The organism is Microlunatus sp. M237 (assembly GCF_056896895.1).
In genome coordinates, this window is sequence record NZ_JBXHBL010000002.1 from 444,912 (window position 1) to 470,237 (window position 25,326).

General features: G+C 70.7%; 28 protein-coding genes and 1 tRNA gene. 9 read left to right on the forward strand and 20 right to left on the reverse strand.

What is annotated here, in order from left to right; translation table 11 throughout:
* Positions 1–54: 54 nt before the first annotated feature.
* From AC1XX3_RS08325 to AC1XX3_RS08340, 4 genes are all read left to right on the forward strand, one after another.
* A complete protein-coding gene (locus tag AC1XX3_RS08325; RefSeq protein ID WP_483320624.1) occupies positions 55–1,203 on the forward strand; it encodes an LLM class flavin-dependent oxidoreductase in 1,149 nt (382 codons plus the stop codon).
* Entirely contained in the window at positions 1,200–1,814 is a 615-nt protein-coding gene (locus AC1XX3_RS08330) for an FMN reductase (RefSeq protein WP_483320625.1), read from the forward strand. The genes AC1XX3_RS08325 and AC1XX3_RS08330 overlap by 4 nt, the downstream gene beginning before the upstream one ends.
* Positions 1,815–1,826: 12 nt before the next feature.
* Entirely contained in the window at positions 1,827–2,153 is a 327-nt protein-coding gene (locus AC1XX3_RS08335) for a GNAT family N-acetyltransferase (protein ID WP_483320626.1), read from the forward strand.
* 63 nt (positions 2,154–2,216) lie between these two features.
* Positions 2,217–3,413, forward strand: a complete 1,197-nt coding sequence (locus AC1XX3_RS08340; protein WP_483320627.1) for an AAA family ATPase — start codon at positions 2,217–2,219, stop codon at positions 3,411–3,413.
* Positions 3,414–3,425: 12 nt separating this feature from the next.
* Here AC1XX3_RS08340 and AC1XX3_RS08345 read toward each other — a convergent pair whose 3' ends face one another.
* Complete coding sequence (locus AC1XX3_RS08345; RefSeq protein WP_483320628.1) at positions 3,426–3,890, reverse strand: hypothetical protein; 465 nt, start codon at positions 3,888–3,890, stop codon at positions 3,426–3,428.
* Positions 3,883–4,245, reverse strand: a complete 363-nt coding sequence (locus AC1XX3_RS08350; protein ID WP_483320629.1) for a hypothetical protein — start codon at positions 4,243–4,245, stop codon at positions 3,883–3,885. The genes AC1XX3_RS08345 and AC1XX3_RS08350 overlap by 8 nt, the downstream gene beginning before the upstream one ends.
* Before the next feature lie 210 nt (positions 4,246–4,455).
* Here AC1XX3_RS08350 and AC1XX3_RS08355 point away from each other — a divergent pair, with 210 nt between their 5' ends.
* Positions 4,456–4,716: a hypothetical protein gene (locus AC1XX3_RS08355; protein WP_483320630.1), complete on the forward strand. Its 261-nt coding sequence runs from the start codon at positions 4,456–4,458 to the stop codon at positions 4,714–4,716.
* Positions 4,717–4,724: 8 nt separating this feature from the next.
* Here the strand turns inward: AC1XX3_RS08355 and AC1XX3_RS08360 are convergent, their stop codons facing one another.
* On the reverse strand, positions 4,725–6,044 hold the full coding sequence (locus tag AC1XX3_RS08360; RefSeq protein WP_483320631.1) for an MFS transporter: 1,320 nt from the start codon (positions 6,042–6,044) through the stop codon (positions 4,725–4,727).
* A gap of 127 nt (positions 6,045–6,171) precedes the next feature.
* Between AC1XX3_RS08360 and AC1XX3_RS08365 the strand changes: the two genes are divergently transcribed.
* Together AC1XX3_RS08365 and AC1XX3_RS08370 are read left to right on the forward strand one after the other, a co-directional pair.
* Complete coding sequence (locus AC1XX3_RS08365; RefSeq protein ID WP_483320632.1) at positions 6,172–7,392, forward strand: MalY/PatB family protein; 1,221 nt, start codon at positions 6,172–6,174, stop codon at positions 7,390–7,392.
* Between the two features lie 34 nt (positions 7,393–7,426).
* Complete coding sequence (locus AC1XX3_RS08370; protein WP_483320633.1) at positions 7,427–8,119, forward strand: NUDIX hydrolase; 693 nt, start codon at positions 7,427–7,429, stop codon at positions 8,117–8,119.
* Here the strand turns inward: AC1XX3_RS08370 and AC1XX3_RS08375 are convergent.
* From AC1XX3_RS08375 to AC1XX3_RS08395, 5 genes are all read right to left on the reverse strand, one after another.
* Complete coding sequence (locus tag AC1XX3_RS08375) at positions 8,116–9,486, reverse strand: cystathionine beta-synthase (RefSeq protein ID WP_483320634.1); 1,371 nt, start codon at positions 9,484–9,486, stop codon at positions 8,116–8,118. The genes AC1XX3_RS08370 and AC1XX3_RS08375 overlap by 4 nt on opposite strands.
* A gap of 119 nt (positions 9,487–9,605) precedes the next feature.
* The gene (locus AC1XX3_RS08380) at positions 9,606–10,436 is read right to left on the reverse strand and encodes a Bax inhibitor-1/YccA family protein (RefSeq protein WP_483320635.1); all 831 of its coding nucleotides are present in this window, start codon (positions 10,434–10,436) and stop codon (positions 9,606–9,608) included.
* 91 nt (positions 10,437–10,527) lie between these two features.
* The gene (locus AC1XX3_RS08385; protein ID WP_483320636.1) at positions 10,528–11,442 is read right to left on the reverse strand and encodes a sugar phosphate isomerase/epimerase family protein; all 915 of its coding nucleotides are present in this window, start codon (positions 11,440–11,442) and stop codon (positions 10,528–10,530) included.
* Positions 11,439–12,608: a dihydrodipicolinate synthase family protein gene (locus tag AC1XX3_RS08390; RefSeq protein WP_483320637.1), complete on the reverse strand. Its 1,170-nt coding sequence runs from the start codon at positions 12,606–12,608 to the stop codon at positions 11,439–11,441. The genes AC1XX3_RS08385 and AC1XX3_RS08390 overlap by 4 nt, the downstream gene beginning before the upstream one ends.
* Positions 12,605–13,798 (reverse strand): Gfo/Idh/MocA family protein, encoded by a 1,194-nt coding sequence (locus AC1XX3_RS08395; protein WP_483320638.1) that lies wholly within the window; start codon positions 13,796–13,798, stop codon positions 12,605–12,607. The genes AC1XX3_RS08390 and AC1XX3_RS08395 overlap by 4 nt, the downstream gene beginning before the upstream one ends.
* Before the next feature lie 143 nt (positions 13,799–13,941).
* On the opposite strand from AC1XX3_RS08395, the gene AC1XX3_RS08400 reads away from it, so the two are divergent.
* The gene (locus AC1XX3_RS08400) at positions 13,942–14,973 is read left to right on the forward strand and encodes a LacI family DNA-binding transcriptional regulator (protein WP_483320639.1); all 1,032 of its coding nucleotides are present in this window, start codon (positions 13,942–13,944) and stop codon (positions 14,971–14,973) included.
* A gap of 132 nt (positions 14,974–15,105) precedes the next feature.
* Here the strand turns inward: AC1XX3_RS08400 and AC1XX3_RS08405 are convergent, their stop codons facing one another.
* Positions 15,106–16,308: a DUF418 domain-containing protein gene (locus AC1XX3_RS08405; protein ID WP_483320640.1), complete on the reverse strand. Its 1,203-nt coding sequence runs from the start codon at positions 16,306–16,308 to the stop codon at positions 15,106–15,108.
* Between the two features lie 65 nt (positions 16,309–16,373).
* Between AC1XX3_RS08405 and AC1XX3_RS08410 the strand changes: the two genes are divergently transcribed.
* A complete protein-coding gene (locus AC1XX3_RS08410; protein WP_483320641.1) occupies positions 16,374–17,003 on the forward strand; it encodes a TetR/AcrR family transcriptional regulator in 630 nt (209 codons plus the stop codon).
* Positions 17,004–17,091: 88 nt separating this feature from the next.
* Here the strand turns inward: AC1XX3_RS08410 and AC1XX3_RS08415 are convergent.
* The 11 genes from AC1XX3_RS08415 to AC1XX3_RS08465 form a co-directional block, all read right to left on the reverse strand.
* Positions 17,092–17,164 (reverse strand) — tRNA-Leu (locus AC1XX3_RS08415).
* Between the two features lie 47 nt (positions 17,165–17,211).
* Positions 17,212–18,942: a metallophosphoesterase family protein gene (locus tag AC1XX3_RS08420; RefSeq protein WP_483320642.1), complete on the reverse strand. Its 1,731-nt coding sequence runs from the start codon at positions 18,940–18,942 to the stop codon at positions 17,212–17,214.
* Between the two features lie 30 nt (positions 18,943–18,972).
* Positions 18,973–19,521 carry a peptide deformylase gene (locus AC1XX3_RS08425; protein WP_483320643.1) on the reverse strand — a complete coding sequence of 183 codons (549 nt, stop codon included), beginning with the start codon at positions 19,519–19,521 and terminating at the stop codon, positions 18,973–18,975.
* Entirely contained in the window at positions 19,518–20,033 is a 516-nt protein-coding gene (locus tag AC1XX3_RS08430; protein ID WP_483320644.1) for a glycine cleavage system transcriptional repressor, read from the reverse strand. The genes AC1XX3_RS08425 and AC1XX3_RS08430 overlap by 4 nt, the downstream gene beginning before the upstream one ends.
* 55 nt (positions 20,034–20,088) lie before the next feature.
* Positions 20,089–21,042 (reverse strand): Ppx/GppA phosphatase family protein, encoded by a 954-nt coding sequence (locus AC1XX3_RS08435; RefSeq protein WP_483320645.1) that lies wholly within the window; start codon positions 21,040–21,042, stop codon positions 20,089–20,091.
* The gene (locus AC1XX3_RS08440; protein WP_483320646.1) at positions 21,039–21,578 is read right to left on the reverse strand and encodes a DUF501 domain-containing protein; all 540 of its coding nucleotides are present in this window, start codon (positions 21,576–21,578) and stop codon (positions 21,039–21,041) included. Before AC1XX3_RS08440 ends, AC1XX3_RS08435 begins: the two co-directional genes overlap by 4 nt.
* A gap of 21 nt (positions 21,579–21,599) precedes the next feature.
* On the reverse strand, positions 21,600–22,244 hold the full coding sequence (locus AC1XX3_RS08445) for an FtsB family cell division protein (protein WP_483320647.1): 645 nt from the start codon (positions 22,242–22,244) through the stop codon (positions 21,600–21,602).
* Positions 22,244–23,536 carry a phosphopyruvate hydratase gene (gene eno / locus AC1XX3_RS08450; RefSeq protein WP_483320648.1) on the reverse strand — a complete coding sequence of 431 codons (1,293 nt, stop codon included), beginning with the start codon at positions 23,534–23,536 and terminating at the stop codon, positions 22,244–22,246. The genes AC1XX3_RS08445 and eno overlap by 1 nt, the downstream gene beginning before the upstream one ends.
* Positions 23,537–23,699: 163 nt before the next feature.
* Positions 23,700–24,065 (reverse strand): hypothetical protein, encoded by a 366-nt coding sequence (locus AC1XX3_RS08455; RefSeq protein ID WP_483320649.1) that lies wholly within the window; start codon positions 24,063–24,065, stop codon positions 23,700–23,702.
* Between the two features lie 9 nt (positions 24,066–24,074).
* Positions 24,075–24,689, reverse strand: coding sequence for a nucleoside triphosphate pyrophosphohydrolase (locus tag AC1XX3_RS08460; RefSeq protein ID WP_483321166.1), 615 nt, complete (start codon positions 24,687–24,689; stop codon positions 24,075–24,077).
* Positions 24,690–24,756: 67 nt separating this feature from the next.
* On the reverse strand, positions 24,757–25,287 hold the full coding sequence (locus AC1XX3_RS08465) for a hypothetical protein (RefSeq protein WP_483320650.1): 531 nt from the start codon (positions 25,285–25,287) through the stop codon (positions 24,757–24,759).
* Positions 25,288–25,326 lie beyond the last annotated feature (39 nt).

Sequence of the window (25,326 nt, forward strand, 5' to 3'; positions counted from 1 at the left end):
TGTGTCTGCTGATAGTTGAATGCTAAATTATTGGCCCCGAGCCTAGGAGTGGATATGCAGTTCGGAATCTTCAGCGTCGGCGACGTGACCCCCGACCCCACCACCGGGCGGACGCCGAGCGAGGCGGAGCGGATTCAGGCCATGGTCGCGATCGCGGTCAAGGCCGAGGAGGTGGGACTGGACGTGTTCGCCAGTGGCGAGCACCACAACCCCCCGTTCGTGCCGTCCTCCCCGACCACCATGCTCGGTTATCTCGCGGCGAAGACCGAGAGGATCATCCTCTCGACAGCCACCACGCTGATCACGACCAACGACCCGGTGAAGATCGCCGAGGACTACGCCATGCTGCAGCACCTGGCCGACGGTCGGGTCGACCTGATGATGGGGCGGGGCAACACCGGTCCGGTGTACCCGTGGTTCGGCAAGGACATCCGCGACGGCATCGACCTCGCCATCGAGAACTACCATCTGCTGCACCGCCTGTGGAGAGAGGACGTGGTCGACTGGGAAGGGAAGTTCCGTACCCCGCTGCAGTCATTCACGGCCACACCGCGACCGCTGGACGGCGTGCCGCCGTTCGTCTGGCACGGCTCGATCCGCAGCCCCGAGATCGCCGAGCAGGCCGCCTACTACGGTGACGGGTTCTTCGCGAACCACATCTTCTGGCCGACCGACCACTTCCAGCGCCTGATCAGCTTCTACCGGCAGCGCTACGAGCACTACGGCCACGGCAGCGCCGACGCCGCCATCGTCGGGCTGGGCGGCCAGGTGTATATCGCCAAGAGCTCCCAGGACGCCGTGCGCGAGTTCCGCCCGTACTTCGACAACGCCCCGGTCTACGGCCACGGGCCGTCACTGGAGGACTTCATGGCCCAGACCCCGCTCACCGTGGGGAGCCCGCAGCAGGTGATCGAGCGGACCCTCACCTTCCGCGAGCACTTCGGCGACTATCAGCGCCAGCTGTTCCTCGCCGACCACGCGGGCCTGCCGCTGACCACGGTGCTCAAGCAGCTCGATCTGCTCGGCGAGGAGGTCATCCCGGTGCTCCGCAAGGAGCTGGACCGGTTGCGCCCGGCCCACGTCCCCGACGGTCCGACCCACGCCCAGCTGGTGGCCGCGTCCCGGGCTGACGCGTCGCGCGATCCTGCCCCGGGCTCTGATGCCTCGCTCGGTCCGGCGACGTCCGCGGGGGCGGTGCGATGACGGCGATCACGGTCATCAGCGCCGGCCTGTCCTCGCCGTCGTCCAGCCGCCTGCTCGCCGACCGGCTCAGCGACGCCACCCGCTCCGCGCTGCGGGCCGCCGGGTCCGCCGCCGAGATCGAGGTGATCGAGCTCCGCGACCTCGCCGGTGACCTGGCGAACCACCTCGTCACCGGGTTCCCCAGCCCGCGCCTGCGCGCTGCGCTGGATGCCGTCGTCACCGCGGATGCGGTGATCGCCGTCAGCCCCATCTTCAACGCGTCCTACAGCGGGCTGTTCAAGATGTTCATCGACGTGCTGGATCGCGATGCGCTCGTCGGTACGCCGGTCCTGGTCGCCGCGACCGGGGGCAGCGCCCGTCACTCCCTCGCACTCGAGCACGCGCTGCGGCCGTTGTTCGCCTACCTACGGGCGACGACCGTCCCCACCGCGGTGTTCGCCGCCACCGAGGACTGGGCCGCACCTGCCCGGCTCGGGGCCCGGATCGAGCGTGCCGCGGGCGAGCTCGCGTCGCTGCTCTGCGCGGTGGCGACGCCGACGAGCCGGCCGGACCCCTACGCCGACGTGTTGCCGTTCGAGCGGCTGCTGCAGACGCCCGGCCGCGGCGTCTGAGAGACTCCGCCCATGCATCTGGTCATCACGAACAACCCGGCAGCGGACCGCTTCGAGGCCCGCGACGGTGTCACGCTCGCCGGTTACGTCGACTACCAGCTGGCGACCGGCCTGATGGTGCTGAGCCATACCGAGGTCGACGGCGCGTACGAGGGCCAAGGTGTCGGCAGCGCCCTGGCCGCGTACGCCGTCGACGACATCCGCCGGCGCGAGCTCGCGGTGCTGGTTCTGTGCCCGTTCATCCGGAGCTGGATCGAGCGTCACCCCGACTACGCGGACCTGCTCTACGGCTCAGCACCCAAGGACGACGGCATCGCCCCCACCCCCGCCGGGGCCTAGCGGGTCCCTTGTCAGCGGCTGCGGCTAGCCTCGCGCCATGTCCGTTGCACCCCGTCCGACGCCGTGCTGACCACGGTCGCGATCCAGAACTACCGCTCGCTGCGCGAGCTGGTGTTGCCGCTGTCCCGGTTGACCGTGGTGACCGGAGCCAACGGCAGCGGCAAGTCCAGTCTGTATCGGTCGCTGCGGCTTCTCGCCGACTGCGCCCTCGGCCGGGTGGTCCAGTCCCTGGCCCGCGAGGGAGGTCTGCCGTCCGCGCTGTGGGCCGGGCCGGCCGTGGTCGGACGAGGAGTCCGCGACGGCAGCTATCCGGTCGAGGGCACCGTCCGCTCCGGCCCGGTGAGTCTGCAGCTGGGGTTCGCCTCCGACGACTTCTCCTATCTGATCGACCTCGGCATTCCGCAGCGGGACGAGAGGTCCGCCTTCAACCTCGACCCTGAGATCAAACGTGAGCTGGTCTGGAGCGGGGAGGTGATGCGACCCGCCTCGCTCCTTCTCAAGCGGGTACGCCAGTCGGTCCTCACCCGGGCCGACCAGGATGGGGTGCCGAGCGGCGACGCCCCGGCGAAGGGCTGGGACGAGGTCACCACCTCGATGCGGACCTATGACAGCGTGCTGAGCGAGCTGGTCGACCCGGTCCGCGCGCCTGAGGTGGTGGCATTACGCGAGCAGGTCAGATCGTGGCGGTTCTACGACCACTTCCGGACCGACGCCGAGGCGCCGGCTCGTTCGCCGCAGGTGCTGACCCGGACCCCGGTGCTGGACCCGGACGGCCAACAGCTGGCGGCCGCGTTGCAGACCATTCTCGAGATCGGCGACGCCGCCCTGCTGCAGGCCACGGTGGAGGACGCGTTTCCCGGATCCCGGCTCGGCATCTCCAGCGCCGGCGGACGGTCTGAGCTGAGCTTCTTCCAGCACGGCCTGCTCCGTCCCCTGTCGGGGGCGGAGGTGTCGGACGGGACGCTGCGCTACCTGCTGCTGGTGGCCGCCCTGCTGAGCCCGCGGCCGCCGGGCCTGATGGTGCTGAATGAGCCGGAGACCAGCCTGCACCCGGACCTGCTCGGCCCGCTGGCCCGCCTCATCACCGCGGCCAGCCGATCCAGTCAGATCATGGTCGTCTCGCACGCCGACGCCCTTGTGTCGGAGCTGCGCCGCAGCGGCGAGGCGGCGGTGCTGGAGCTGGTCAAGGAGTTGGGCGCGACCCGGATCGAGGGCCTGGGCCGGTTCGAGGCGCCCAGTTGGAACTGGGGCAAGCGCTGACGGTTCGTCCGATCAGCGTTGGTCGGGCTCGTCGTCGGGTCGTGGCCGGGTCCGGATCAGCCACGCCAGCCCGAGCACCGGCAGCACCAGGGGCACGAAACCGTAGCCGATGCCGTAGGCCGACCAGACCGTCGCCCGGGGGAAGGCCTCGGCGTCGAACACGCTGAGCGTACCGACGATCAACACGCCGGCCAGCTCCACGACGATCGCCGTCCACGCCACCCGGCGGGAGGTGCTGGTGCCGCGGGCCAGCGTGATGGTCGCCACCACATAGACCAGCCCGGCGAAGGCGGACAACAGATACGCCAGCGGCGCCTGGTCGAAGCGGGTGGCCAGCTGGACCCCCGCCCGGGCGGAGGCCGAGAGCGCGAACACCCCGTACACCGCGACCAGCAGCCGGCCCGGGCCGGATCCGGTGGCGCGCGGACGCTGCGGTTGGCTGGCGCTCGACGAAGCGGCAGTCGACGGCTCAGGCACCCTCGCCCCACAGCACCTGCAGCCGCAGCGTCATCGCCAGCACCGAGAAGGCGGCGACGGCGAGCACATAGCCGGAGTAGCGGGTGCGTTCCGACAGCGCCCAGAGTCCGGCCACCGGGAGCAGCAGCACGACGCCGATCAGATAGCCGATCGTGGTCGCCATCGACTCCGGGCGATGGCCGGTGGCCAGCTGCACGCCGGCGATAACCGACTGCGCCAGGGTGACCAGCGCGACCACCCCCGCGAAGACGATCTGCGCCCGCCCCGGCGCCTTGTTCAGCGCCGCCGTGAGGATGCCCCACGCCGTGGCGACCAGCGCCAGGCCCATCACCACATAGGCCAGCACGTCGATCATCGGTCTCCCTTCGGTCCAACAGCCCCGCAACGTTACCGCGTCGATGAGCCGGCCCCGAAAGCCTGCGCCCGCCGCCCGCAGTGAGCCTGGTCTCGAACGATCTGACCGGACCGGGGAGCACCCGCAGGGTTTCCCCTACGACCCCGGTATGACCCGAGACGGGGCTGCGGGAGGACGCGCACCGGCTGGCCGCGGGCCAGGCTTGGGGTCATGTCCACCACCACGCTGCCGCGCCGGCCGCTCACCGCTGCCCTCCGCCTGCGCCACCCGCTGACGGTCGTCGGGGTAGCCTGCGTGGTGGCCTGCGTCGTCGCGTTCGTCGCCAACAGCGGCGCCGAGATCCTGCACGCGTCAGCCGACGTGGCCAATCGGGGCGCGGCCCCGACCGCCGTGGGATACGGGTGGTCGTGGTGGCCGCTCGGGCTCAAGACCTTGTATTCAGACGGCAGCCAGACCGTCGAGCTGTGGTGAGCCGGAGCTCAGATCGCCGCCGCGTCCGTCGGCACGGCTGAGGTCGCGCCCGGGCGCCCCCTGCCGCCGGTGGCGGCCCGGATCGACAGCACCGCCATCGGTACCAGCACCACAGCAGCGACGCCGGCCAGCGCGGGATAGCCACCCCAGCCGAGGACGAGGCCGGAAGCGGCGGAGGAAGCGGCGGCGGCCAGGTTCATCACCGAGTCGGTGGCTCCTTGGATCGACACCTTGTTCTCACTGGTCACCGAGTCGGCCAGCAGGGTGGAGCCGCCGATCATCCCCGCCGACCACGCCAACCCCAGCAGACCCAGCGCAAGCGAGATGACCAGCATGCTCGGCTCGTCAGCCAGCGCGGCCAGGACCAGGGAGACCGCGAAGATCCCCACGCCCACCAACACCACCCCGACCGCCGAGATCTTGTCGGTCAGCCAGCCCATCACCGGGCTCGCTCCGTACATCCCGAAGATGTGGATGCTGATCACCAGGCCGACCAGGTTCAACGAGAACCCGAGGTGGCTCATGTGCAGCGGCGTCATCACCATCACCCCGACCATGATCGTGTGCGAGCAGGTGATCGCCACGGTGCCGACCCGGACGGCCGGGTTGCGCCACCCGCTTGCCAGTGCCGCCCAGAACCCGAGCTCGGTGCCCGCCGGCGGGTCGGCGGGCACGGCTGGTCCGGCGACCGTCTCCGGTGCCGGGTCCGAGTCCGCTCCCGTCGGTCGAGGAACCTCGCCCGGGGTGGCCGACGCCGCCCGCAGCCCGAGGCCGACGATCACCGCAGCACCGGTGAACGCCACCAGCGAGAACAGGTACGGCCCGGTCAGCGGCTCGATCCCGATCCGGGCGCCGAGGTCGCTGCCGATCTCGGAGAGGTTCGGTCCTGCGATGGAGCCGATCGTCGTGGACCACAGCACGATCGACATCGCCCGCGCTCGATAGGCGGGAAGCGCCAGCTCGGTGGCGGCGAAGCGCGCCTGCAGACCCGCCGCCGTGCCGGCGCCGAACGCCGCCAGACCGACGAAGAGGACGGCCACCTGGTCCAGGGCGGCCGCGGCGAACACGAGCAGGGTGCCGACGGCGGCGAGGGCGTAGCCGGCGGCCAGACCCCACCGGCGGCCGCGTCGACCCGCGAGTCGGGCGAGCGGGATGGCCCACAGCCCCGCCCCGAGCACCGAGGAGGTCTGGGCCAGCCCGGCGAGGGCGACGGTGCCGGACAGCTGTTCGGCCAGCAGCCCACCCACCGCGACGCCGCTGGCGACGCCCACCCCGGCCAGCAGCTGGCTGATCACCAGCATGTTGAGCTGTGTGCTGCGGACACCCATCAGACCAGTCCCTGTTCGTCGGCGATACGTCATTCTGGCAGGCCGGGACGGGCGCCGGCGGCCCACGACCCCGCTTCGACGAAACCCGGGCGGGGATGATTGGCTGGGCATGCCTGGAGGAGGACCCTTGACCCGACCTGACGCCTCAGATCCCGACACCTTGGATCTGGACCACCCCGACTTCGACGCCATCACCGTCGACTCGCTCCGCACGGCCGGTGGCCTGAAGTGGAGCCTGTTCCCCGACGCCCTCGGCGCGTTCGTGGCCGAGATGGACTTCGGTACGGCCCCGGTGGTGACGCGAGCCTTGCATGCCGCCGTCGACAGCGGTGCGCTCGGCTACCTCCCCGGACCCGTGGAGAGCTCGCTCGCCGACGCCACCGCCGCCTGGCAGGCTGAGCATCACGGTTGGGCCGTCGACCCGGCGATGGTGCATCCGATCGCCGACGTACTGAAGGGCCTGGAGCTGGCCATCGAGCACTTCTCGGCCCCCGGTGCTCCGGTCATTCTTCCCTCGCCCGCGTACATGCCGTTCTGGACCGTCCCGCCGCTTCTCGGCCGGAAGATCATCGACGTACCACTGCAGCTGACCGAGCAGGGCTACCGGATGGATCTCGACGCACTCCGCGCCGCCTTCCGTGCCGGCGGGTCGCTGCTGATCCTGTGCAACCCCTACAACCCGGTCGGTCGCGTCTTCGGCGCCGACGAGCTCACCGCCATCGCCGAGGTCGTCGACGAGTTCGGTGGACGCGTCTTCGCCGACGAGATCCACGCTCCGCTGGTGTACGCCCCGGCCCGGCACATCCCGTATGCCTCGCTCTCCGACGTGACGGCCGGGCATACCGTGACGGCGGTGTCGGCCTCCAAGGCCTGGAACCTGCCCGGGCTGAAGTGCGCGCAGCTCATCGTGAGCAACCCCGCCGACGCCGCCACCTGGGAGCCGATCGGGCATTACGCCAGCCACGGCGCCAGCACCCTCGGCGTGATCGCCAACACCGTCGCGTACCGCGAGGGTGACCCGTGGCTCGCCTCGGTCCTGAGCTATCTCGACGGCAACCGGCGGGCGCTCGATGAGGCGATCCGCGCTGAGCTGCCCGGAGTGTCGTGGGTCCGACCTGACGGCACCTACATCGGCTGGCTGGACTGCCGCGGGCTGGACCTGGGAACCAGCCCGGCCTCGTTCTTCGCCGACCGGGCGCAGGTGGCCCTGACCGACGGCGTCGACTGTGGGCCGAGCGGCGCCGGCTTCGTCCGGATGATCTTCGCCACGCCACGGCCGATCCTGGAACAGGCGGTGGCGAGCATGGGCGCAGCGGTACGGTCGCAGCTCGCCACACTCCCCGGCTGAGGGGCGCGAACCCCGGGTCGGCGACAATGACCGGGTGCAGATCATCGGAGTCGACCGCAACGGCGAGAGCGTGCTTCGCACCCAGCTCCGGCACGGGGAGCCACCGGCGGAAGCGGCGCGGCGGTGCGGCTATCGGATGGTTCGTCCGGTGTCCGCCTCCCACCTCGGCGACGAGATTGCGCTCACCCTTCGCGTCGATCCCGCCGACGACGGCGGGGCCACGACCCCGCCCGCACCGCACCGCGACCCGGACCTGACCCAAGCGCCAGGAGAGGTCCCGCGCGTCGTCCAACGGGTCGCCGCCTACGCCGTGGTGCTCTCCGAGCGCGGACTGCTGGCCACCGAGTACTCCAACCGGGTCGTCGCGACCGGACGCTACGGCCTGCCCGGCGGCGGCATCGATCCCGGCGAGCAACCGGTCGAGGCCGTCCTGCGCGAGGTCCGGGAAGAGACCGCGCAGGAGGTGACGGTGGCGGATCTGGTCGCCGTGCACAGCGGGCACTGGGTCGGCCGCAGCCCGCGCGGCGACCTGGAGGACTTCCACGCCGTACGCCTGGTCTACACCGCGACCTGTGCCGATCCCAGCGAGCCCCGGGTGATCGACGTCGGCGGCACCACCGAGTCGGCGCGCTGGATCGGTCTGGACGACTGGCGCAGCGTGGCCTGGACGCGCGGCTGGGAGGACGTCATCCGTCCCCTGCTGCCCGGCCTGGGGGCGTCGCGCTAGTCGATGTCGCTGAGCAGGTCCTGACGGGTCAGCACACCGGTCGGCTTGCCGTCGTCGAGCACCAGCAGGGCGTCGACGTCGACCAGCGCCGCCACGGCCTTGCTGACCGGCTCGTTGGCGCCGACCGTGGGCAGTGGCGCCTCCATCGTGGTGCCGACCGCATCGGCCGGTCGAACAGCATGACCGAACAACGCCCCGAGCAGGCCACGCTCGCTGACCGAGCCGACCACCTCGGCCGCCATCACCGGCGGCTCGGCGCGGACCACGGGCATCTGCGAGACGCCGTACTCGCGCAGGATGTGCACCGCCTCGGCGATGGTCTCGCCGGGATGGGTGTGGACCAGGGACGGCAACGCCCCCGACTTCTCCCGGAGCACGTCACCGACCGTACGGACCGACTCGGCCGCGCGGGGGGCGAACCCGTAGCGGGTGAGCCACTCGTCGCTGAACACCTTGGTCAGATACCCCCGGCCGGAGTCCGGCAGCAGCACGACCACCACGGCGTCGGGGTCGTCGATCTCGTGGGCGAGACGGATCGCCGCCGCGGCGGCCATGCCGGACGAGCCACCCACCAGCAGCGCCTCCTCGCGAGCCAGCCGCCGGGTCATGGCGAACGAGTCGCCGTCGGAGATCTCGATCACCCGGTCGCAGACGCTCTTGTCGTAGTTCGCGGGCCAGAAATCCTCACCGACGCCTTCGACCAGATACGGGCGGCCGTCGCCGCCGGAGTAGACCGATCCGGTCGGGTCCGCGCCGATGACCTGCACCCGGCCGCCGGACACCTCCTTGAGGTAGCGACCGGTGCCGCTGATGGTGCCACCGGTGCCCATCCCGGTGACGAAGTGTGTGATCCGTCCCTCGGTCTGCTCCCAGATCTCCGGCCCGGTGGTCTCGTAGTGGCTGGCCGGGTTGTTGGGATTGCTGTACTGGTCGGGCTTCCAGGCGCCGGGGATCTCGCGGACCAGCCGGTCGGAGGTGGAGTAGTAGGAGTCGGGGTGGTCCGGATCGACCGCGGTGGGGCAGACGACCACCTGCGCGCCGTAGGCGGCCAGCACGTTGCGCTTGTCCTCGCTCACCTTGTCGGGGCAGACGAAGACACAGGAATACCCCTTCGCCTGGGCCACGATGGCCAGCCCGACGCCGGTGTTGCCACTGGTCGGCTCGACGATGGTGCCGCCGGGCTTCAGCTTGCCCTCGCGTTCGGCGGCCTCGATCATCTTCACCGCGATCCGGTCCTTCACGGAGCCGCCGGGATTGAGGTATTCCACCTTGGCCAGGATCAGCGGCTTGGCACCGTCGGTCACCTTGTTCAGCTGGAGCAGCGGGGTGTTACCGACGAGGTCGATCAGGGAGGTCACATAGCGCACACCACGACTCTAACCGACCGCAACGACACACCCTCGTTGTCGCGGACATGGCGAGGGCCGCGCTCTCCCGTCGGAGTGCGCGGCCCTCAAGTTTCTCGGTCGCTATCGAGTGGGTGGAACTACCTGCGGAGGTAGGACAGCAGCCGCAGCATCTCGATGTAGAGCCAGACCATGGTGACGGTCAGGCCGAAGGCGCCGCGCCAGGACTCCGACGCCGGGGCCCCCATCTGGACGCCCTTCTCGATGTAGTCGAAGTCGAGCACCAGGTTCAGCACGGCCAGCACGATGGCGATGGCCGAGATGCCGATGGCCAGCGGCGTGACCGGACCGGTGATGCCGCCACGGAGACCGCCGCCGCCGGTGACCAGGCTGAAGATGAAGTTCACCAGCATCAGCGCGGCGAAGGCGATGGTCGACATGATGACGATCTTCTGGAACTTCGCGGTGACCCGGATGTTGAAGAACTTGTACGCGGCCAGCGTCACGCCGGCGGCGAAGAAGGTGGCGACGACGGCCTGGGTCACGATGCCCGGGTAGACGCTCTCGAACACCTTGCTGATCATCCCGATGAAGACGCCCTCGATGGCGGCGTAGGCCAGCACCAACGGTGGGCTCACCACGCGCCGGAAGGACACCAGCATCACGACCACGAAGCCGACCAGGCCGGACAGGATCATGCCGGGGAAATAGAGCGCCGGCGGCACGAGGTTCCAGGCCACGGCGGCAGTGAGGATCAGGACGCCCATCGTGATCGCGGTCTTGGTGACCACGTCGTCGAAGCTCATCCGGGCCTCGGTCGGGGCGACCGGCGGCTGTCCGTGTCCACCGGGCTGACCGTAGGGGCTCTGCGGGTACTGGCTGTAGCCCTGCCCGTACTGCTGACCGTACTGCGGCGCTGCGGGTGTGAACGCGTCCTTCTTGGAGAGGATCGGGTTCGAACTGCGCAACATGTGAATGTTCCTCCTCTGGGCACCAGGTGGTGCAACGCTCTCAGTCTACGTAACGCCGGCGGCGGCGCTGTTTCTTCCGGCTGGGAATCGGCTAAGAAGAGGCCAACGACGGTTCGACCAGGTCGACGTAGCGGCGGGCCATGGTGGCCAGCACGTCGGCTCCGGGAGCCGCCCAGACGTCCGCGTTGAAGATCTCCACCTCGACGTCGCCGCGATAGCCCGCGGCGGCGACGGCGGCGGTGAAGCCGGCGAAGTCGATGTGGCCGTCCCCCATCATCCCCCGCGCCAGCAAGGTGTCGGCCGGCAGTGGGGTGATCCAGTCGCAGACCTGATAGCTGACGATCCGCTCCCCTGCCCGGGCGATGGACTCGGCAAGGCCCGGCTCCCACCACAGGTGGAACGTGTCGACCACGACCCCGACGTCGGCCGGGTCGAACTGCTCGGCGATGTCCAGCGCCTGGGCGAGAGTGGACACGACGCCGCGGTCGGCGGCGTAGATCGGGTTCATCGGCTCGATGCCGAGGGTCACGCCGAGCTCCGCGGCGTACGGCACCAGCCGCTCGATCGCCGCCACCGCCCGACGACGGGCGGCGACCAGGTCGCGGTCGCCGGCGGGCAGCCCGCCGGGCACCAGCACCAAGGTGGCCGCGCCGAGCGCCGCGGTCTCCTCGATGGCTGCGCGGTTGGAGCGGTACGCCGCCTCCACCTCAGCGGGGTCGGAGACGGTGAAGAAGCCGCCGCGGCACAGTGACGAGACCCGCAGCCCCGACGCCCGGACGGCGGCGACCGCCGCGTCCAGCCCCACCGCTGCCACCGGCTCGCGCCAGAGGCCGATCGAGGACAGGCCGGCGGCGACCGTACCCTCGATCGCCTCCAGCAGCGACCACTCGGCCGTGGTGCGCTGGTTGAGCGACAGCCGCCGCAGCCGGGGGTCGCCCGGCCGGGGCGTGGCTGTGGTCGCCGGTGCGCCGGTGGGGACGTCGACCTCGGTCACGGCGGCGCTCACCGGGTCAAACCGGCGGCAGCCAGGACCAGACCGAGCCGGTGGGCGGCCAGCTCGGGGTCGGGCAGCAGCTGTGCGGCGTTGGCGAGCTCGAAGATGCGGGTCAGGTGCAGTGGCGACCGGGCCGCCTGCAGTCCGCCGATCATGGTGAACCCCTGCTGCAGCCCGGACAGCCAGGAGACGAAGGCGATGCCGGTCTTGTAGTAGAAGGTCGGCGTCTCGAAGATGTGCCGCGACAGCTCCAGCGTTGGCGCGAACTCGGCGTCATAGCGGTCCAGATCGCCCTCGTCCAGAGCCGTCAACGCCGCGGACGCGGCCGGGGCGATGGCGGCGAAGGCACCGAGCAGCGCGTCGGAGTGATGGCGGCCGTCGCCGCGGATCAGCTCGGGGTAGTTGAAGTCGTCGCCGGTGTAGAGCCGGACCCCGGCGGGCAGCGCTGCCCGTAGGCCGGTCTCGTGCGCCGCCGACAGCAACGAGACCTTGACCCCGTCGATCTTGGCCGCGTGGGCGTGGACCAGCTCGAGGAAGGTCGCGGTGGCCGTGTCGAGGTCGGTCGAGCCCCAGTAGCCACGCAGGTTGGGGTCGAACATCTCGCCCAGCCAGTGCAGCACGACGGGCTCGCTGACCTGGCGAAGGATCGTGTCGTAGACCTGCAGGTAGTCCGCTGCGCCCCGCGCCACGGTGGCCAGGTGACGCGAGGCCATCACGATCACCTGTGAGCCGGCACCCTCGACGAACGCCACCTGCTCCAGGTAGGCCTCGGTCACCTGCTCGACGGTCGTCAGCAGCTGCCGGTGATCGGTGCCCGCGCCCGAGGCGATCCGGGCTCCGACGGCGTTGGCCTGGGCTGCGCTGCGGGTGATCAGCTCCTGGACGGCGGGCCAGTCGATGCCCATGTTGCGCTGTGCGGTGTCCATCGCCTCCGCCACGCCGAGGCCGTAGCGGAAGAGGTGTTCGCGAAACGCCAGGGTGGCGTCCCAGTCGACGGCGGCCGGGGCGCCCGGGACGTTCTCGCCGCGGGGGTCGGCCACCACGTGGGCCGCGGCGAAGGCGATCCGGGTGGCGTAGGGCTGGGGGTGCTCGACCCACGCCCGCGGCTCACGCAGCTCGACCTCGGTCCAGCCGCCGTCGGCGGTGGGCAGGGCCACCGCCGTCGTGGCGCCCGTCACGGGTGCACCTGGCCGCGAGCCGCGCCCCGGTCAGCGGCACTCCGGTCGGAAGCCTTGATCTCCACCCGCCGGCCCTGACGGGAGGAGACATATCCGGCGTCGACCAGCTGCAGCCCGCGGACGCCGGCGGCCAGGTCGTAGGGGTGCGGCCGGCCGGCGTCGACGTCGATCAGGAACTGCTCCCACTGGGCCCGGAACCCGTTGGCGAACTCGGCGTTGTCGGGGATCTGCTCCCACTGGCCCCGGAAGTCCTCGGTGGTCGGCAGGTCGGGGTTCCACACCGGCTTGGGGGTACGTACCCGCGGCTGGATCCGGCAGCCGAACAGACCGGCGACGGCCGAGCCGTGGGTGCCGTCGACCTGGAACTCGACCAGCTCACCGCGATCCACCCGGACGGCCCAGGAGGAGTTGATCTGGGCGATCACGCCGCCCTCGAGCTCGAAGATCCCGTACGCGGCGTCGTCGGCGGTGGCGGCGTATCGCCTTCCCTGCTCGTCCCACCGCTCGGGGATGTGGGTGACGGCCTTGGCCATCACCGTCTCGACCCGTCCGAAGAGGTTCTCCAGCACATAGTTCCAGTGACAGAACATGTCCAAGACGACGCCGCCGCCGTCCTCGGCACGGTAGTTCCAGCTGGGTCGCTGCGCCGGCTGCAGGTCACCTTCGAAGACCCAGTAGCCGAACTCGCCACGGACCGAGAGGATCCGGCCGAAGAATCCCGAGTCGATCAGCCGCTTCAGCTTGAGCAGCCCCGGCAGGTACAGCTTGTCATGCACCACCCCGTTGATGATCCCCGCGGCCGCGGCTGCGTCGACCAGCTCCTGGCCGTCCGCGACGGTCTCGGCGATCGGCTTCTCGGTGTAGATGTGCAGACCGCGGTCGATGGCCTTGAGGATGGCCTTCTTGCGCTCGGAGGTGACCTGGGCGTCGAAGTAGATCGTCGCGGTGTCGTCGGCGAGGGCCGCATCCAGATCGGTGGTGTAGTCGGCGATGCCGTGCTGGGCAGCCATCCGGGCCAGCTTGTCCTCGCTGCGCCCGACCAGGACCGGCTCGACCTGGATCCGGTTCCCGTCGGGCAGCTCGATGCCGCCGTCGTCGCGGATCGCCAGGATGGATCGGACCAGGTGTTGGCGGTATCCCATCCGACCGGTCACGCCGTTCATGATGATCCGGACCTTGCGCTCTGCCATTGCTGCGCCTTTCCTTGAGGGAGCGGCAACCGCCCCGGGGCCGTACGAAAGCGCTTTCGCAAGCGCTTTCGTTACAGTAGGTTGTCATGCGGTCGGCTGGCAAGTACGTTTCCGGCCCGGTCCGAGTCGTCAGGAGGTGAACGGTGCCGAAATCGCGCTCGGCCTTGCGCCTGGTGGACGTCGCCACCGCTGCCGGCGTCTCGCTCGCCACCGCGTCGCGTGCGCTCAGCGGTCAGACCGGAGTGAGCGAGGCGGTCGCCGAGCATGTCCGCACCGTGGCCGCCGAGCTCGGCTATGTCGCGAACCCGCACGCCCGGACCCTCGCCGGCGGGCTGACGTCGGTGGTCGGGCTGATCGTGCACGAGATCGACGACCCGTACTTCTCCGAGATCGCCAGTGGCGTGGTGCACGCCGCGGCGGCGCACGAGCTGATCGTGCAGATCTCGCACTCGGGCCGCGATCCCGAGCAGGAGCTGCGCCAGATCCGGACCCTGGTGGCCAACCGGGTCGGCGCCATCATCATCGCCGGTTCCGGCTACACCGACCCGGACGCGCAGGACGCGGCCAAGGCGGTGCTGACCAGCTTCGAGGCGAACGGCGGACGGGTGGTGGTGATCGGCCGGCATCACCTCCGCGCCGACGCGGTGATCCCCGCCAACGTCGAGGCCGGCGCCGCGCTCGCCGAGCACCTGCTGGCACTGGGTCACCGGCGGATCGCGGTCGCCGCGGGGCCGGAGGGGCTGACCACCGTCGAGGACCGGCTGGCCGGCCTGCGATCGGTACTTGACCGCAGCGACCCACCGGTGTCCGTCACCGTGATCCATACCGACTTCACCCAGGACGGCGGTTCGCACGCGGCCGGGCAGGTCTTGAAGCACCACCCGGACCGGACCGTGATCGTGGCCCTCAACGATGCCATGGCGATCGGCGTGCTGGCCGCGATGCGAGCCCACGCGGTGCCGGTGCCCGAGAAGATGTCGGTCGCCGGCTTCGACGACGTCTCAGTCGCCGCCGCGCTGGCTCCGAGCCTGACCACCGTCCGGCTGCCGATGGCCCTGATGGGCCACCTGGCGCTCGAGCTGACGCTGAAGAAGCCGGGCGCCAAGCTGCGCCGCCGCACCACCACTGCGGAGCTGATGGTGCGCGCCTCCACTGCCCCGCCCCGTCCGGTGTGATCCGCGACAGCGCGAGCAACGACGGCGCAGCGACACCGCCGACGCGCCTGAGCGTCATCACTGGCCGACGCGGCTGAGCGTCACGACTGGCCGACGCGGCTGAGCGTCACGACTGGCCGACGCGGCTGAGCGTCACGACTGTGAGGTAGGGGCCCCGACCGGGGTGCTTCGCGGTGACAGCAGTTCGAAGCCGCGCTGCCAGGCCAGCTCGACCGGGCCACGGCGGAACCGGCGCAGCCACAGGTGGGCCGCGACCAGCACCACGGCCACCACCACGAGATAGATCACCACAGTCCCCGGCACCCGCAGGTCTGCCGGCAGCTGTGCAGCCAGGCCGAAGCCCCAGCCATAGCACAGCACCGACGCGAGCAGGTTCTGCAGCACGTAGCAGGACAGCGCCATCCGGCCCACCTCGTTGAGCCGGCGCTGGGTCCACCCCACCCGCGGCAGTCGCCGAACGATCTCCACCACGGCGGCGAGCAGCCCGAGGGCGACCAGCGGCGCCGTGCCGTACCGGCTGACGATGATCCCGGCCAGTCCCCCACCGATGCCGATGACCAGGTCGGCGACGAAGGCCACCACCCCGATGACCATCAGCCGTCGGCGCAGCGGCGCGCCCTCGTCGGCCAGCACGCCGGCCCGCAGCAGTCGCGCGCCGAGCAGGAACATCGCCATCGACAGCGCGAAGATCAACACCGGTTCGAGCCGGAACAGCACCGCGTTGTCGAGCCGCAGCGAGACCAGGTCCAACCAGCTGCCGTCCGCGTACGGGTTGGGATCGAGAATCCCACTGGCCTTGGCCGGCGTGGAGCTCAGCAGAGCGACCACCACCACGCCCAGCCCAGCGAGGTGCAGGGTGGCGGCGGTGACCATCCAGCGGGTCTGCACCCGCTCACTGGTCAGCAGGAGATAGGCCACCACCAGCCCGGTGACGGCGTAGCCCATCAGCACGTCGAACTCGACCACCAGCAGGTAGTGCAGCACACCGTCGAGGAAGAGCAGCCCGGCCCGCACCGGGTAGCGACCGGGCCAAGGGCGTCCGGCCCGCATCGCTGACTGCCGTTGGATCTCCAGGCCGATGCCGAACATGATCGTGAGCAGCCCGAGGAACTTGCCCTGACTGAGCTGCTGCAGCACTGCCTCCACCCCCGACCACACCCGCGGTGTTGCCCGATCGGTGCTGTCGCCCAGATAGCCGAGCAGCCCGTCGGGGGTGGTGAAGATCCAGATGTTGGTGGCCAGGGTCCCCAGGATCGCCACCCCGCGCAGCACATCCAGCGAACGGTGACGGACGGGCTGCGGTGCAGCGGCGGGCAGAGTCTCGGCGGTGGTCATGACGATCACCATACAATACGATCGTATTGTCCGCTAGGTATTTTCGTGATGGCAGGATGGCCGACGTGCCCGCACCCTCGGAGAAGCTCACCCGGACCGTGATGGAGCTGCTGGTCGCCGAGGGCTATGAGGGCGTCAGCGTCCGCAAGGTGGCGGCGCGGGCCGGAGTCTCGATCGGCGCGGTGCAGCATCACTTTCCGACGAAGGACGCCATGCTGCAGGCCGCCATGGACCTGGCGTCGGCGGACTTCCAGCTCCGGGTCGAGCAACGCCTGTCCACCCGCGATGACGCCGAGCAGGCGCTGCGAGCGATCGCCGACGAGCTCCTCGGGCTCGGGCGCGAACGGCGCGACGCCAGCGTTCTGTGGGTACTGCGGCTGGCCCGGGCCACCGTGGACGAGCAGGTCGCCGCAGCCCACGCCGCGGAGTGGCTGCAGGTGGAACAGGTGCTGGCCGGACTGCTCGGGATCTGCCGCCCCGACCTGGCGCCGGATGCGGCGGCCGACGCCGCAGCCCGACTGCTCGCGTTGCTGGACGGCATCGCCGCCGCCGCGCTGGTGGAGCCGACTCGGATGCCCCCGGCACGGGCCCGGCGACTGCTGGCCGGTGAGCTCGAGGCGCTGCTGCCGGCCGAGCGCCCCAGCGCCTCCTCGCCGAGGCCGGCGGGAGCCGCCGAGTCGGGTCGCTCGGCCTGAGCTCTTCGGCCTGGGTCCTTCGGCCCTGAATTCTTCGGCCTGCGTCCTTCGGCCGCCGCAGCTCCGCGTTCGCACGCTGCGGCGTCGGTGCCCCCGATGGGACTCGAACCCATACTGGAGCGGGTTTAAGCCGCCTGCCTCTGCCGTTGGGCTACGGGGGCCGTCTCGTTGCGGCACGATCCTAGTGGTCGACCGGCGACCGGTCCGGTCAGCGTGGCACTCCCGGGGTCTGGGAGGACGCGCCGTCCGGTGACGTCTGGCCGCCCGGGCCCACTGCTGGTCCACCACCGAGCTTCTCGCGGGTCTCGGCCGGCAACGTGGCCAGGTCGCCGGTGGGGATCCGCGGCTCGACGACCACTGACGTGTCGGGCTGGAACCGCACCGGCTGCACCCCGGTGATCAGCCCGGTGGCGTCGTCCCGGAAATACAGGTAGACGTCGGCGCGCATCAGCGGCGGCGAGAACGGGGTGCTGAACGAGGTGATGGTCGGCTGCCGGATGCCCCCGGCGGTGCCCTGCTGCATCCCCACCGTCCAGGACCCGTCGTCGTGCATCACCACGGTCGGCCCGGACTCGGAGTGGAAGTGACCCCACAGCAGCAGTCGGGTCGGCGGGTTGGGTGCCGACATGATCACCGTCGAGGCGGCCGGCTGGTGGATCAGGATGACGTCGGTACGCCGGCCGGCGGCGACGCCCATCATCCGCTCGGCCAGCTGCTCCTGGGTCTCCGGTCGGTCGCTGACCCGGTCCACGGTGAACGGCACCTGCCGTTCCGGGTCGTCGTCGCCGACCACCGTGAGTCCGGCCGCCTCCACCGGGGCACCGTCGAGCACCACCATCCCGGCATTGCGCATCTGCGTCTCGGTCAGATCGGAGTCGTGGTTGCCGGTCGCCACCACCAGCGGCAGCTCACCGCGGATCCGCGCCTCACGGGTGACGCAGCCGCGCTCGGCGGCCGTACCGTTGACCGTGTCGTCACCGGAGCTGAGCACGATCGACGGGCGGGTGAGCTCCACGAAGCGGCCGATCAGCTCAGTCATGGCGAGGTTGCAGTGCAGGTCGGAGTAGCCCACCAGCATGCTCTCCCCCGGCGCCGGGGCCGGCGCGGCCGAGGCGAGCGCCGCCCGCATCGAGGTGTCGGTCGCCGCGATGTAGTCGGCCGCCTGCTTCTGCTGACGTTCGGTCAGCAGGGCCACACCCTTGATGCCGCGGTCCAGCAGGTCGGCCAGCAGCAGGTTGTCCACGGTGAGGTCGGCCGAGCCGGCGCCGAGCGACAGGCTCACCGGGATCCGTACCGCCAGGGCCGGCTGGGGCGGGGCCAGCACGGAGCCCACGGTGACGACCAGCACGGTGGCGTACACCGCAGCCGTCCGCCGGAACGAGGTGTGCCGGACCAGCAGCGGACTGAGCAGCTGGCGTCGCAGCAGCCAGGCGGCGAATCCGAGCAGGAGCACCGCCTCGGCCACCAGCGTCTCGGCGAGGGCGTCGGCCAGCAGACTGTCCCGGATACCGGCCACCGCCTCGTCCGGGTCGGCGAACAGCGCCGTGTACGCCGTCAGGGTCTGCTCGGACAGCAACGAGTTGGTGCTGACCGAAGACCCCACGCCGCCGACCTCGACCTCCAGACCGACCGGGGCCACCGGACTGGGCAGATACGCGTGACCCAGCGGACCGAGGTCGATCTCGACCTCCCCGGAGTACTCGGTGGTGAAGGTGGCCTGTTGCAGGCCGAGGTAGTCATCCACTTCGGCGTGGCCGACCCCCCACGCCACGGCGAGTGGGGCGGCCAGCACCGCCACACCCACGGTGATGCCGATACTGCGGAGCAGCCGGAGCAGCAGGGCCGACCAGGCGGTGCGCTGCGCCCGGGTCGCTCCCGGGCCGTAGAGCCGCACCGCCGCCGGCCGGGCGTGCCGAGGGGGGAAAGCTGGCCGACTCATGATGATCGACAGTACCTGGGCCGCACCATCTCAGGCTCCGGGCACATCCTGGTAGACCTTGCGGGCATGGATCGCATGGGCGCCGGCCACCCGGTCGAGGAACAGCAACCCGGCGCAGTGGTCGATCTCGTGCTGCAGGGCTCGGGCCTCGAAGGCGTCGGTGCTGAGGTCGATCTGTTCCCCGCTGCCGGGCAGCTCGCCCCGGACCACGATCCGTGTCGCCCGCTTCACATCGCCGGTGAGGTCGGGAACCGACATGCAGCCTTCCCGACCCCGCTCGTTACGGGAGGCCTCGACCACCACGGCGTTGACCAGCACGATCAACCCGTGCTTGGTCCGCGCCTTCGGGTGCTCGGTGACGTCGACGCAGAAGGCCTGCCCGGCGACACCCACCTGAGGGGCCGCCAGGCCGACGCAGCCGGGTGAGACCCGCATCGTGGCGACGAGGTCCGCACACAGCTGGACCACCTCGGGAGCGGCGGGGTCGAGCCGCGGACCGGGCGCAGCCAGGACCGGGTCGGGCGCACGGACGACCTTGAGCACCCGGCCCTCGGGCAGGGTGGGCAGGGGGAAGCTCACAGCTCGTCGCGCTCCACCGGCCGTAGGGTCGCTTCCACCCCGAGGAGCTGCGCGGCTTGCCCGATCCGCGCCTGGAGTTCGGCCACGTCGGCCGTGGCCGGCAGCTCGACCTCGGCGGCCAGCACGTACAGCGGCCCCGACAATCTGGTGGTGAGGTCGGTGATGTTGCCCCCGGCGTCGGCCACGACTCTGGCCAGCCGCGCCACGATGCCCAGCCGGTCGGCTCCGTGCACGGTGATCAGGTATGCCATCCCCAGCGGAGTGTGCTCGGGTTCGTCGGGCACCTCGCGGACGCTGACGGTCAACGTGCCGTCCCGCATCGGGGCCAGGGCCTGCTCCACGTCGGCGGCGGCGGCGCTGCCGACACAGATCAGCGTCATCGCGAAGTGACCCCGCAGCAGAGTCATCGAGGAGTCCTCGAGGTTCATCCCGCAGCGCGACAGCACGTCGGCCGTCTGGGCGATGATCCCGGGGCGGTCATGGCCGAGCACGGTGATGGCGAGGTTCGTCACCAGAGCATTGTGCCAGCCGAGCGCGGGACGCCCGCGCGGCATCCGTGGCTGATGCTCAGCCGCCGAGCAGACCGAGCGCGATCCCGTCGAGGATGTCAGCCTCGCTCACCTGTAGCGACGCCACCGACACCCGGCGGGCGACCCGGGCCGCCACCAGGGTGCCGGCGGTGATGACATCGGCCCGCTGGGGATGCATCGAGGCGATGGCGCGGATCTCTTGCACCGTGCTGCCGGCCAACCGGTCCAGCAGCGGAGCCAGCGCGGACACCGGGATCTCGGCGCCGTGTACCCGCGACCGGTCGTAGGTCTGGAGCCCCAGCTGCAGCGCGGCCAGCGTGGTCACCGTGCCGGCGACACCGACCCAGGTCCGGACCCCGGCCAGCTCGATCCCACTGTCGTCCAGCAGCTCGTCCACGTACGCGGCGGCCGCAGCCAGCTCGGAGGTCGTCGGCTGGCCGCCGCTGAAGAACCGCTCGGTCAGCCGGACCGAGCCGACGTCCAGGGAGCGGGCGGCCGTGACAGTGCCGTCGCGAGTTCCGGTCACCAGCTCGGTCGACCCACCGCCGATGTCCATCAGCAGGATCAGCTCATCCACCGGGCCCATTCCGCTCAGCGCCCCGAGGAATGACAGCGACGCCTCGGCATCGCCGGCGATCACGTCGGGGTCCACCCCGAGGCGGGCGCGGATGCCGGCGAAGAACTCCTGGCGGTTGCCGGCGTCGCGGGCGGCCGACGTGGCCACGAAATGGATCCGGTCCGGAGTCACGCCGGCGTCCCTGATCACCGTCGCGTAGTCGTCGACCGCGGCGAACGTACGCTCGAGCGCGTCGGGATGGAACTGGCCCGTCGCGTCCACGCCCTGGCCGAGACGCACGATCTCCAGCCGCCGGTCCAACTCGACGAGTGCGCCGTCCGCGCCGCGGTCGGCGACCAGCAGCCGGATCGAGTTGGTGCCGCAGTCGATCGCGGCGACCCGACCCCCACCCCCCTGCGGGCTGAGTCGCGTCACGCGTGATCCTCGCCGTCGACGCGATCCTCGGCCTCGGCCTCGACGTCGGCGTCCAGGCAGGGACGCTCCCAGTACTCCCCGATGGCAGCGAGCGCTTCGTCCCCGAGCGGGTTCACCCCGGGTCCGGCGGCCAGCGCGTGGGCGACCAGCACGTGCAGGCACTTGACCCGGGTGGGCATTCCGCCCGCGCTGATCCCCTCGATCTCGGCGACGTGGCCGAGCGAGTCCCGGTCCGCCAGGTACGCCTCGTGCGCCCGCTGGTACGCCGCGGCCAGCTCGGGGTCCTCAGCCAGTCGCTGCGTCATGGTGACCATCGTCCCCACCGACTCCAGGGTGGAGCAGGCGGCTGTCGCCCGGGGGCAGGTCAGGTAATAGGTGGTGGGGAACGGCGTCCCGTCCGGCAGCCGCGGCTCGGTGGCCACCACATCCGGACGCCCGCACGGGCAGCGGTGGGCCACCCCCGCCACACCCCGGGGCGGCCGCTGCAGCTGCCGGGTGATGGTGGTCTCGTCCTCGGCAGTCATCGGCTCAAACACGCCGAACAGTCTCGCAGAGGATCAGCGTGGGGTCTGTGACGCGTCGGGGCCCGGCTCGCTGTCGACCGTGATGGGGGCGTCCTCGGTGGGCTTCGGCTTGGGTGGCGCCGGCTTGTCTGCCGCCTCGACCGAACCCCAGAGCTTGGCCCACCAGGCGTCCTGCGGCGCCGCGGCCGGAGCCGCCTCGCCCTCCACCCGGGCCCCGCCGCCGACCGGGTTGCCGTTGGCGTCGACCACCTTGTATCCCGTCTCACCGGGCACCACCCAGCCGAGCCGGGCTCGCGCCTGCGCCTTGACGTAGGCAGGGTCGTCCCAGCGTGCCAGCTGGGTCTGCAGCTGTTCGATCTCTTGTTGCCGCTCCGCGATCTCCACCTTGGTGGCGGCGATCTCTTGTCGCTGGCTGAAGTAGATCCGCAGGCTGGAGGCGTAGGAGATGGTGAGGATCAGCATCACCACCGCGAGCGCGATGGCCCGGGTGGTGACGCTGGAGCTGCGCCGCCGGTCGGTGGCCGGGGTGACCTTCTCACCCGGCGGCGGACCGGACGGGCTGACCGGCGCGGCGGCGACCTTCTTCTCCGGCGGCTTGCGAGCCGCCGTGCGGGCACGCGGCTTGCCCCGCCCGGGGCCTGCACCCGGGCGGGACGTGGGCCGTGGACCCGACGGCATCAGCCCTGAGCCGCGGCGTAGCGGGGGAAGGCGGAGGCGCCGGCGTAGCGGGCAGCGTCGTCGAGGTTCTCCTCGATCCGGAGCAGCTGGTTGTATTTGGCCACCCGCTCGGAGCGGGCCGGCGCGCCGGTCTTGATCTGGCCGCAGTTGGTGGCCACGGCCAGGTCGGCGATGGTGGTGTCCTCGGTCTCGCCGGAACGGTGGCTCATCATGCAGCGGAACCCGGCCCGGTGGGCCATGTCGACCGCGTCCAGCGTCTCGGTCAGGGAGCCGATCTGGTTCACCTTGACCAGCAAGGCGTTGGCCGCCTTCTCGTCGATGCCGCGCTGCAGCCGCTGGACGTTGGTGACGAACAGGTCGTCACCGACGATCTGGATCTTGTTCCCGATGCGGCCGACCAGGTTGGTCCAGCCGGCCCAGTCATCCTCGGCCAGCGGGTCCTCGATGGAGACGATCGGGAAGTCGGCGATCCACTGCTCGTAGACCGCGGTGAGCTCCTCGGCCGACAGCTGCTTGGAGTCGAAGCCGTAGGTGTTGGTCTTCTCGTCGAAGAACTCGCTGCTGGCCACGTCGAGGGCCAGCACGATGTCGGTGCCCAGCTTCAGCCCGGTGCTCTCGACCGCGGTGGAGATGAGCTCCAGGGCGGCCACGTTGCGGGGCAGGTTGGGGGCGAAGCCGCCCTCGTCGCCGAGGCCGGTGGCCAGGCCCTGCTTCTTCAGCACACTCTTCAGCGCGTGGTAGACACCGACGCCCTGCTCCAAGGCATCACGGTAGGTCGCGGCGCCGATCGGGGCGATCATGAACTCCTGCACGTCGACGTCGGAGTCCGCATGCGATCCGCCGTTGAGGATGTTCATCATCGGCACCGGCAGGGTGTGGGCGTTGGGCCCACCGATGTAGCGGTAGAGCGGCAGGTCGGCCGAGTGTGCGGCGGCGTGCGCCACAGCGAGCGACACGCCGAGGATCGCGTTGGCGCCCAGCTTGGCCTTGTTGTCGGTCCCGTCGAGGTCGAGCATGGCCTGGTCGACGAGGCGCTGCTCACTGGCGTCGTAGCCGACGAGCTCGGGTCCGAGCTGGTCGATCACGCCGAGGACGGCCTTGCTGACGCCCTTGCCGCCGAAGCGGGAGCCACCATCACGCAGCTCCACCGCCTCGAAGGCGCCGGTAGAGGCGCCGGACGGGACCGCGGCGCGACCCTCGGAGCCGTCGTCGAGGATGACCTCAACCTCGACCGTGGGATTGCCGCGGGAGTCGAGGATTTCGCGCGCGCCGATGAATTCGATACTGGCCACTGGAGATGCTGCCCTTCTTAGCCGAAACGCCGCCCCCGTTGTGGGGCGGTGAAGTTAGTCACGATTGTCGTTTCAGCCTAACGGGACGCGATCGTGATGCGAGGCATTGGCACCCGTTCGTCCCGCCTTTTCCAGACCACACCTGCAGTGGTGTGACGCACGGCTAGCGGCGCCGTGCGCTGCGGCCGGCGGCCAGGTTGACCCCGACGATGCCGGCCCAGGCGATCAGCACCCCGGGCAGGGCTGGCTCGAGCAAGCTGGCGGACACGGCGGTGATCGGGATCCCGGCGGTCAGTGACACCATTCCCAGCACGAACCGCTGCGTCGGACTGATCTGGTCCTGCGGCGGGCGGCTGGCCAGCTCGGCCTGGTGGGCCAGCTCGGCGCTGCGGGCGGCGGCCAGCTGCTCCACCCGCTCGGCCAGTCCGGCGGCGATATGGTCCTCGAACTCGGGACCGAGCTCCCTGCGGGCGCCCAGCGCGGCTGCGGCGTCGCGACGGGTCTCGGGCGAACCGCCGGTGGTGGACATGAGCTCAGCCTAGACCCCGGAGCTCGGTGGGGCGGGGATTGCCCTTGTCGCCTCCGCCGCGACCACCTGGCGCTCCACGGTGCGCAGCGCGTCGCGAAGAGCCTGTTCGGCGTCGATGCCACTGGACTGAGCTCTCGCGGTCAGCGCCAGCAGCTGCTGGCCCACCTCGGCGGCGGTGACGGGTTCGACCGGCAGCGCTACGTCGACGCGACCCGACCGCGACCGACTGATCACCTTGGTGGCGCGGGCCAGCGCCGACATCTGCTCCGGGATCCCCTCCAGCACCGAGGTCCGTCCCTTCTCGACGGCCTTGCGCTGCTCCCAGACCGCATGCTGGTCAGCGGGCAGCTCCTCACCGGCGAACACATGCGGGTGCCGGTCAACGAGCTTGTCGGCGATGCCGCGGGCGACGTCGGCGAGGTCGAAGGCGTCGGGCCGCTCGGCGGCGATCTCGGCGTGGAACACGACCTGGAGCAACAGGTCACCCAGCTCCTCGCGCAGGTCGGTGTCGTCGCCGTCCTCGATCGCCTCGACCACCTCCAGCGACTCCTCGATCAGGTACTGCACCAGGGAGCGATGCGTCTGCTGGGCGTCCCACGGGCAGTTCTGCCGCAGGGTGGCCATCACCTCGACCAGCCGCGCCAGCTCGGGCAACGCGCGGTCAGCGCGGCTGGGGTCCGGCCGGACCACGTCAGGGAGTGTCCGGGGTGGCGGGCTGCGACAGCGAACCCGACGTCTTCTCCAGCGGACTCTGACCTGTCGTCCGGGGGTTCCACTCGCCGTACACCGGGTTGACGGTGACCGGGAGGGCTTCGAGCTCGGTGAGGAACTTCTGCGACCCGAGCTTCTCCTGCACGATGTTGAAGTCGGCCACGTCGAAGGCGACATCTCGGGCGACCGGGAAGCTCAGCAGCGCCGGGTTGGTCTTCGCCTCGCGCTCGGCGTCGGTGATGACGACCCGGTTGCGGGCGGCGATCTGCGCCGACGCCTCGCCGAAGATCATCAGCTCGAGGACGTCGCTCTTGGTGATCGGCTCCTGCGACTGCAGGGCGTCGCTCACCGCCGTGGTCGCCTCGCTGACCTGCAGGTCGGTGATCCGCGACTCCCCCACGTACGCCGCAACGCTCGGCTCGGCGCCTGCGCAGCCGGCGACGGTGAGGGAGACGAGCACCGCGGCGGCCGCAGCCATCCGTCGTGCCTGGTTTCTAAGCAGTACCGTCATCGACTACCCATCCTCGAAAGTGACTTCCAGCGATCCTAC

Bases quoted from the DNA above. Each gene is read 5' to 3' on its own strand.
- AC1XX3_RS08325 (WP_483320624.1), top strand. From the start codon at position 55: ATGCAGTTCGGAATCTTCAGCGTCGGCGACGTGACCCCCGACCCCACC.
- AC1XX3_RS08330 (WP_483320625.1), top strand. From the start codon at position 1,200: ATGACGGCGATCACGGTCATCAGCGCCGGCCTGTCCTCGCCGTCGTCC.
- AC1XX3_RS08335 (WP_483320626.1), top strand. From the start codon at position 1,827: ATGCATCTGGTCATCACGAACAACCCGGCAGCGGACCGCTTCGAGGCC.
- AC1XX3_RS08350 (WP_483320629.1), bottom strand. From the start codon at position 4,245: ATGATCGACGTGCTGGCCTATGTGGTGATGGGCCTGGCGCTGGTCGCC.
- AC1XX3_RS08355 (WP_483320630.1), top strand. From the start codon at position 4,456: ATGTCCACCACCACGCTGCCGCGCCGGCCGCTCACCGCTGCCCTCCGC.
- AC1XX3_RS08360 (WP_483320631.1), bottom strand. From the start codon at position 6,044: ATGGGTGTCCGCAGCACACAGCTCAACATGCTGGTGATCAGCCAGCTG.
- AC1XX3_RS08380 (WP_483320635.1), bottom strand. From the start codon at position 10,436: ATGTTGCGCAGTTCGAACCCGATCCTCTCCAAGAAGGACGCGTTCACA.
- AC1XX3_RS08395 (WP_483320638.1), bottom strand. From the start codon at position 13,798: ATGGCAGAGCGCAAGGTCCGGATCATCATGAACGGCGTGACCGGTCGG.
- AC1XX3_RS08405 (WP_483320640.1), bottom strand. From the start codon at position 16,308: ATGACCACCGCCGAGACTCTGCCCGCCGCTGCACCGCAGCCCGTCCGT.
- AC1XX3_RS08420 (WP_483320642.1), bottom strand. From the start codon at position 18,942: ATGAGTCGGCCAGCTTTCCCCCCTCGGCACGCCCGGCCGGCGGCGGTG.
- AC1XX3_RS08445 (WP_483320647.1), bottom strand. From the start codon at position 22,244: ATGCCGTCGGGTCCACGGCCCACGTCCCGCCCGGGTGCAGGCCCCGGG.
- AC1XX3_RS08455 (WP_483320649.1), bottom strand. From the start codon at position 24,065: ATGTCCACCACCGGCGGTTCGCCCGAGACCCGTCGCGACGCCGCAGCC.
- AC1XX3_RS08460 (WP_483321166.1), bottom strand. From the start codon at position 24,689: ATGGCCACCCTGCGGCAGAACTGCCCGTGGGACGCCCAGCAGACGCAT.
- AC1XX3_RS08465 (WP_483320650.1), bottom strand. From the start codon at position 25,287: ATGACGGTACTGCTTAGAAACCAGGCACGACGGATGGCTGCGGCCGCC.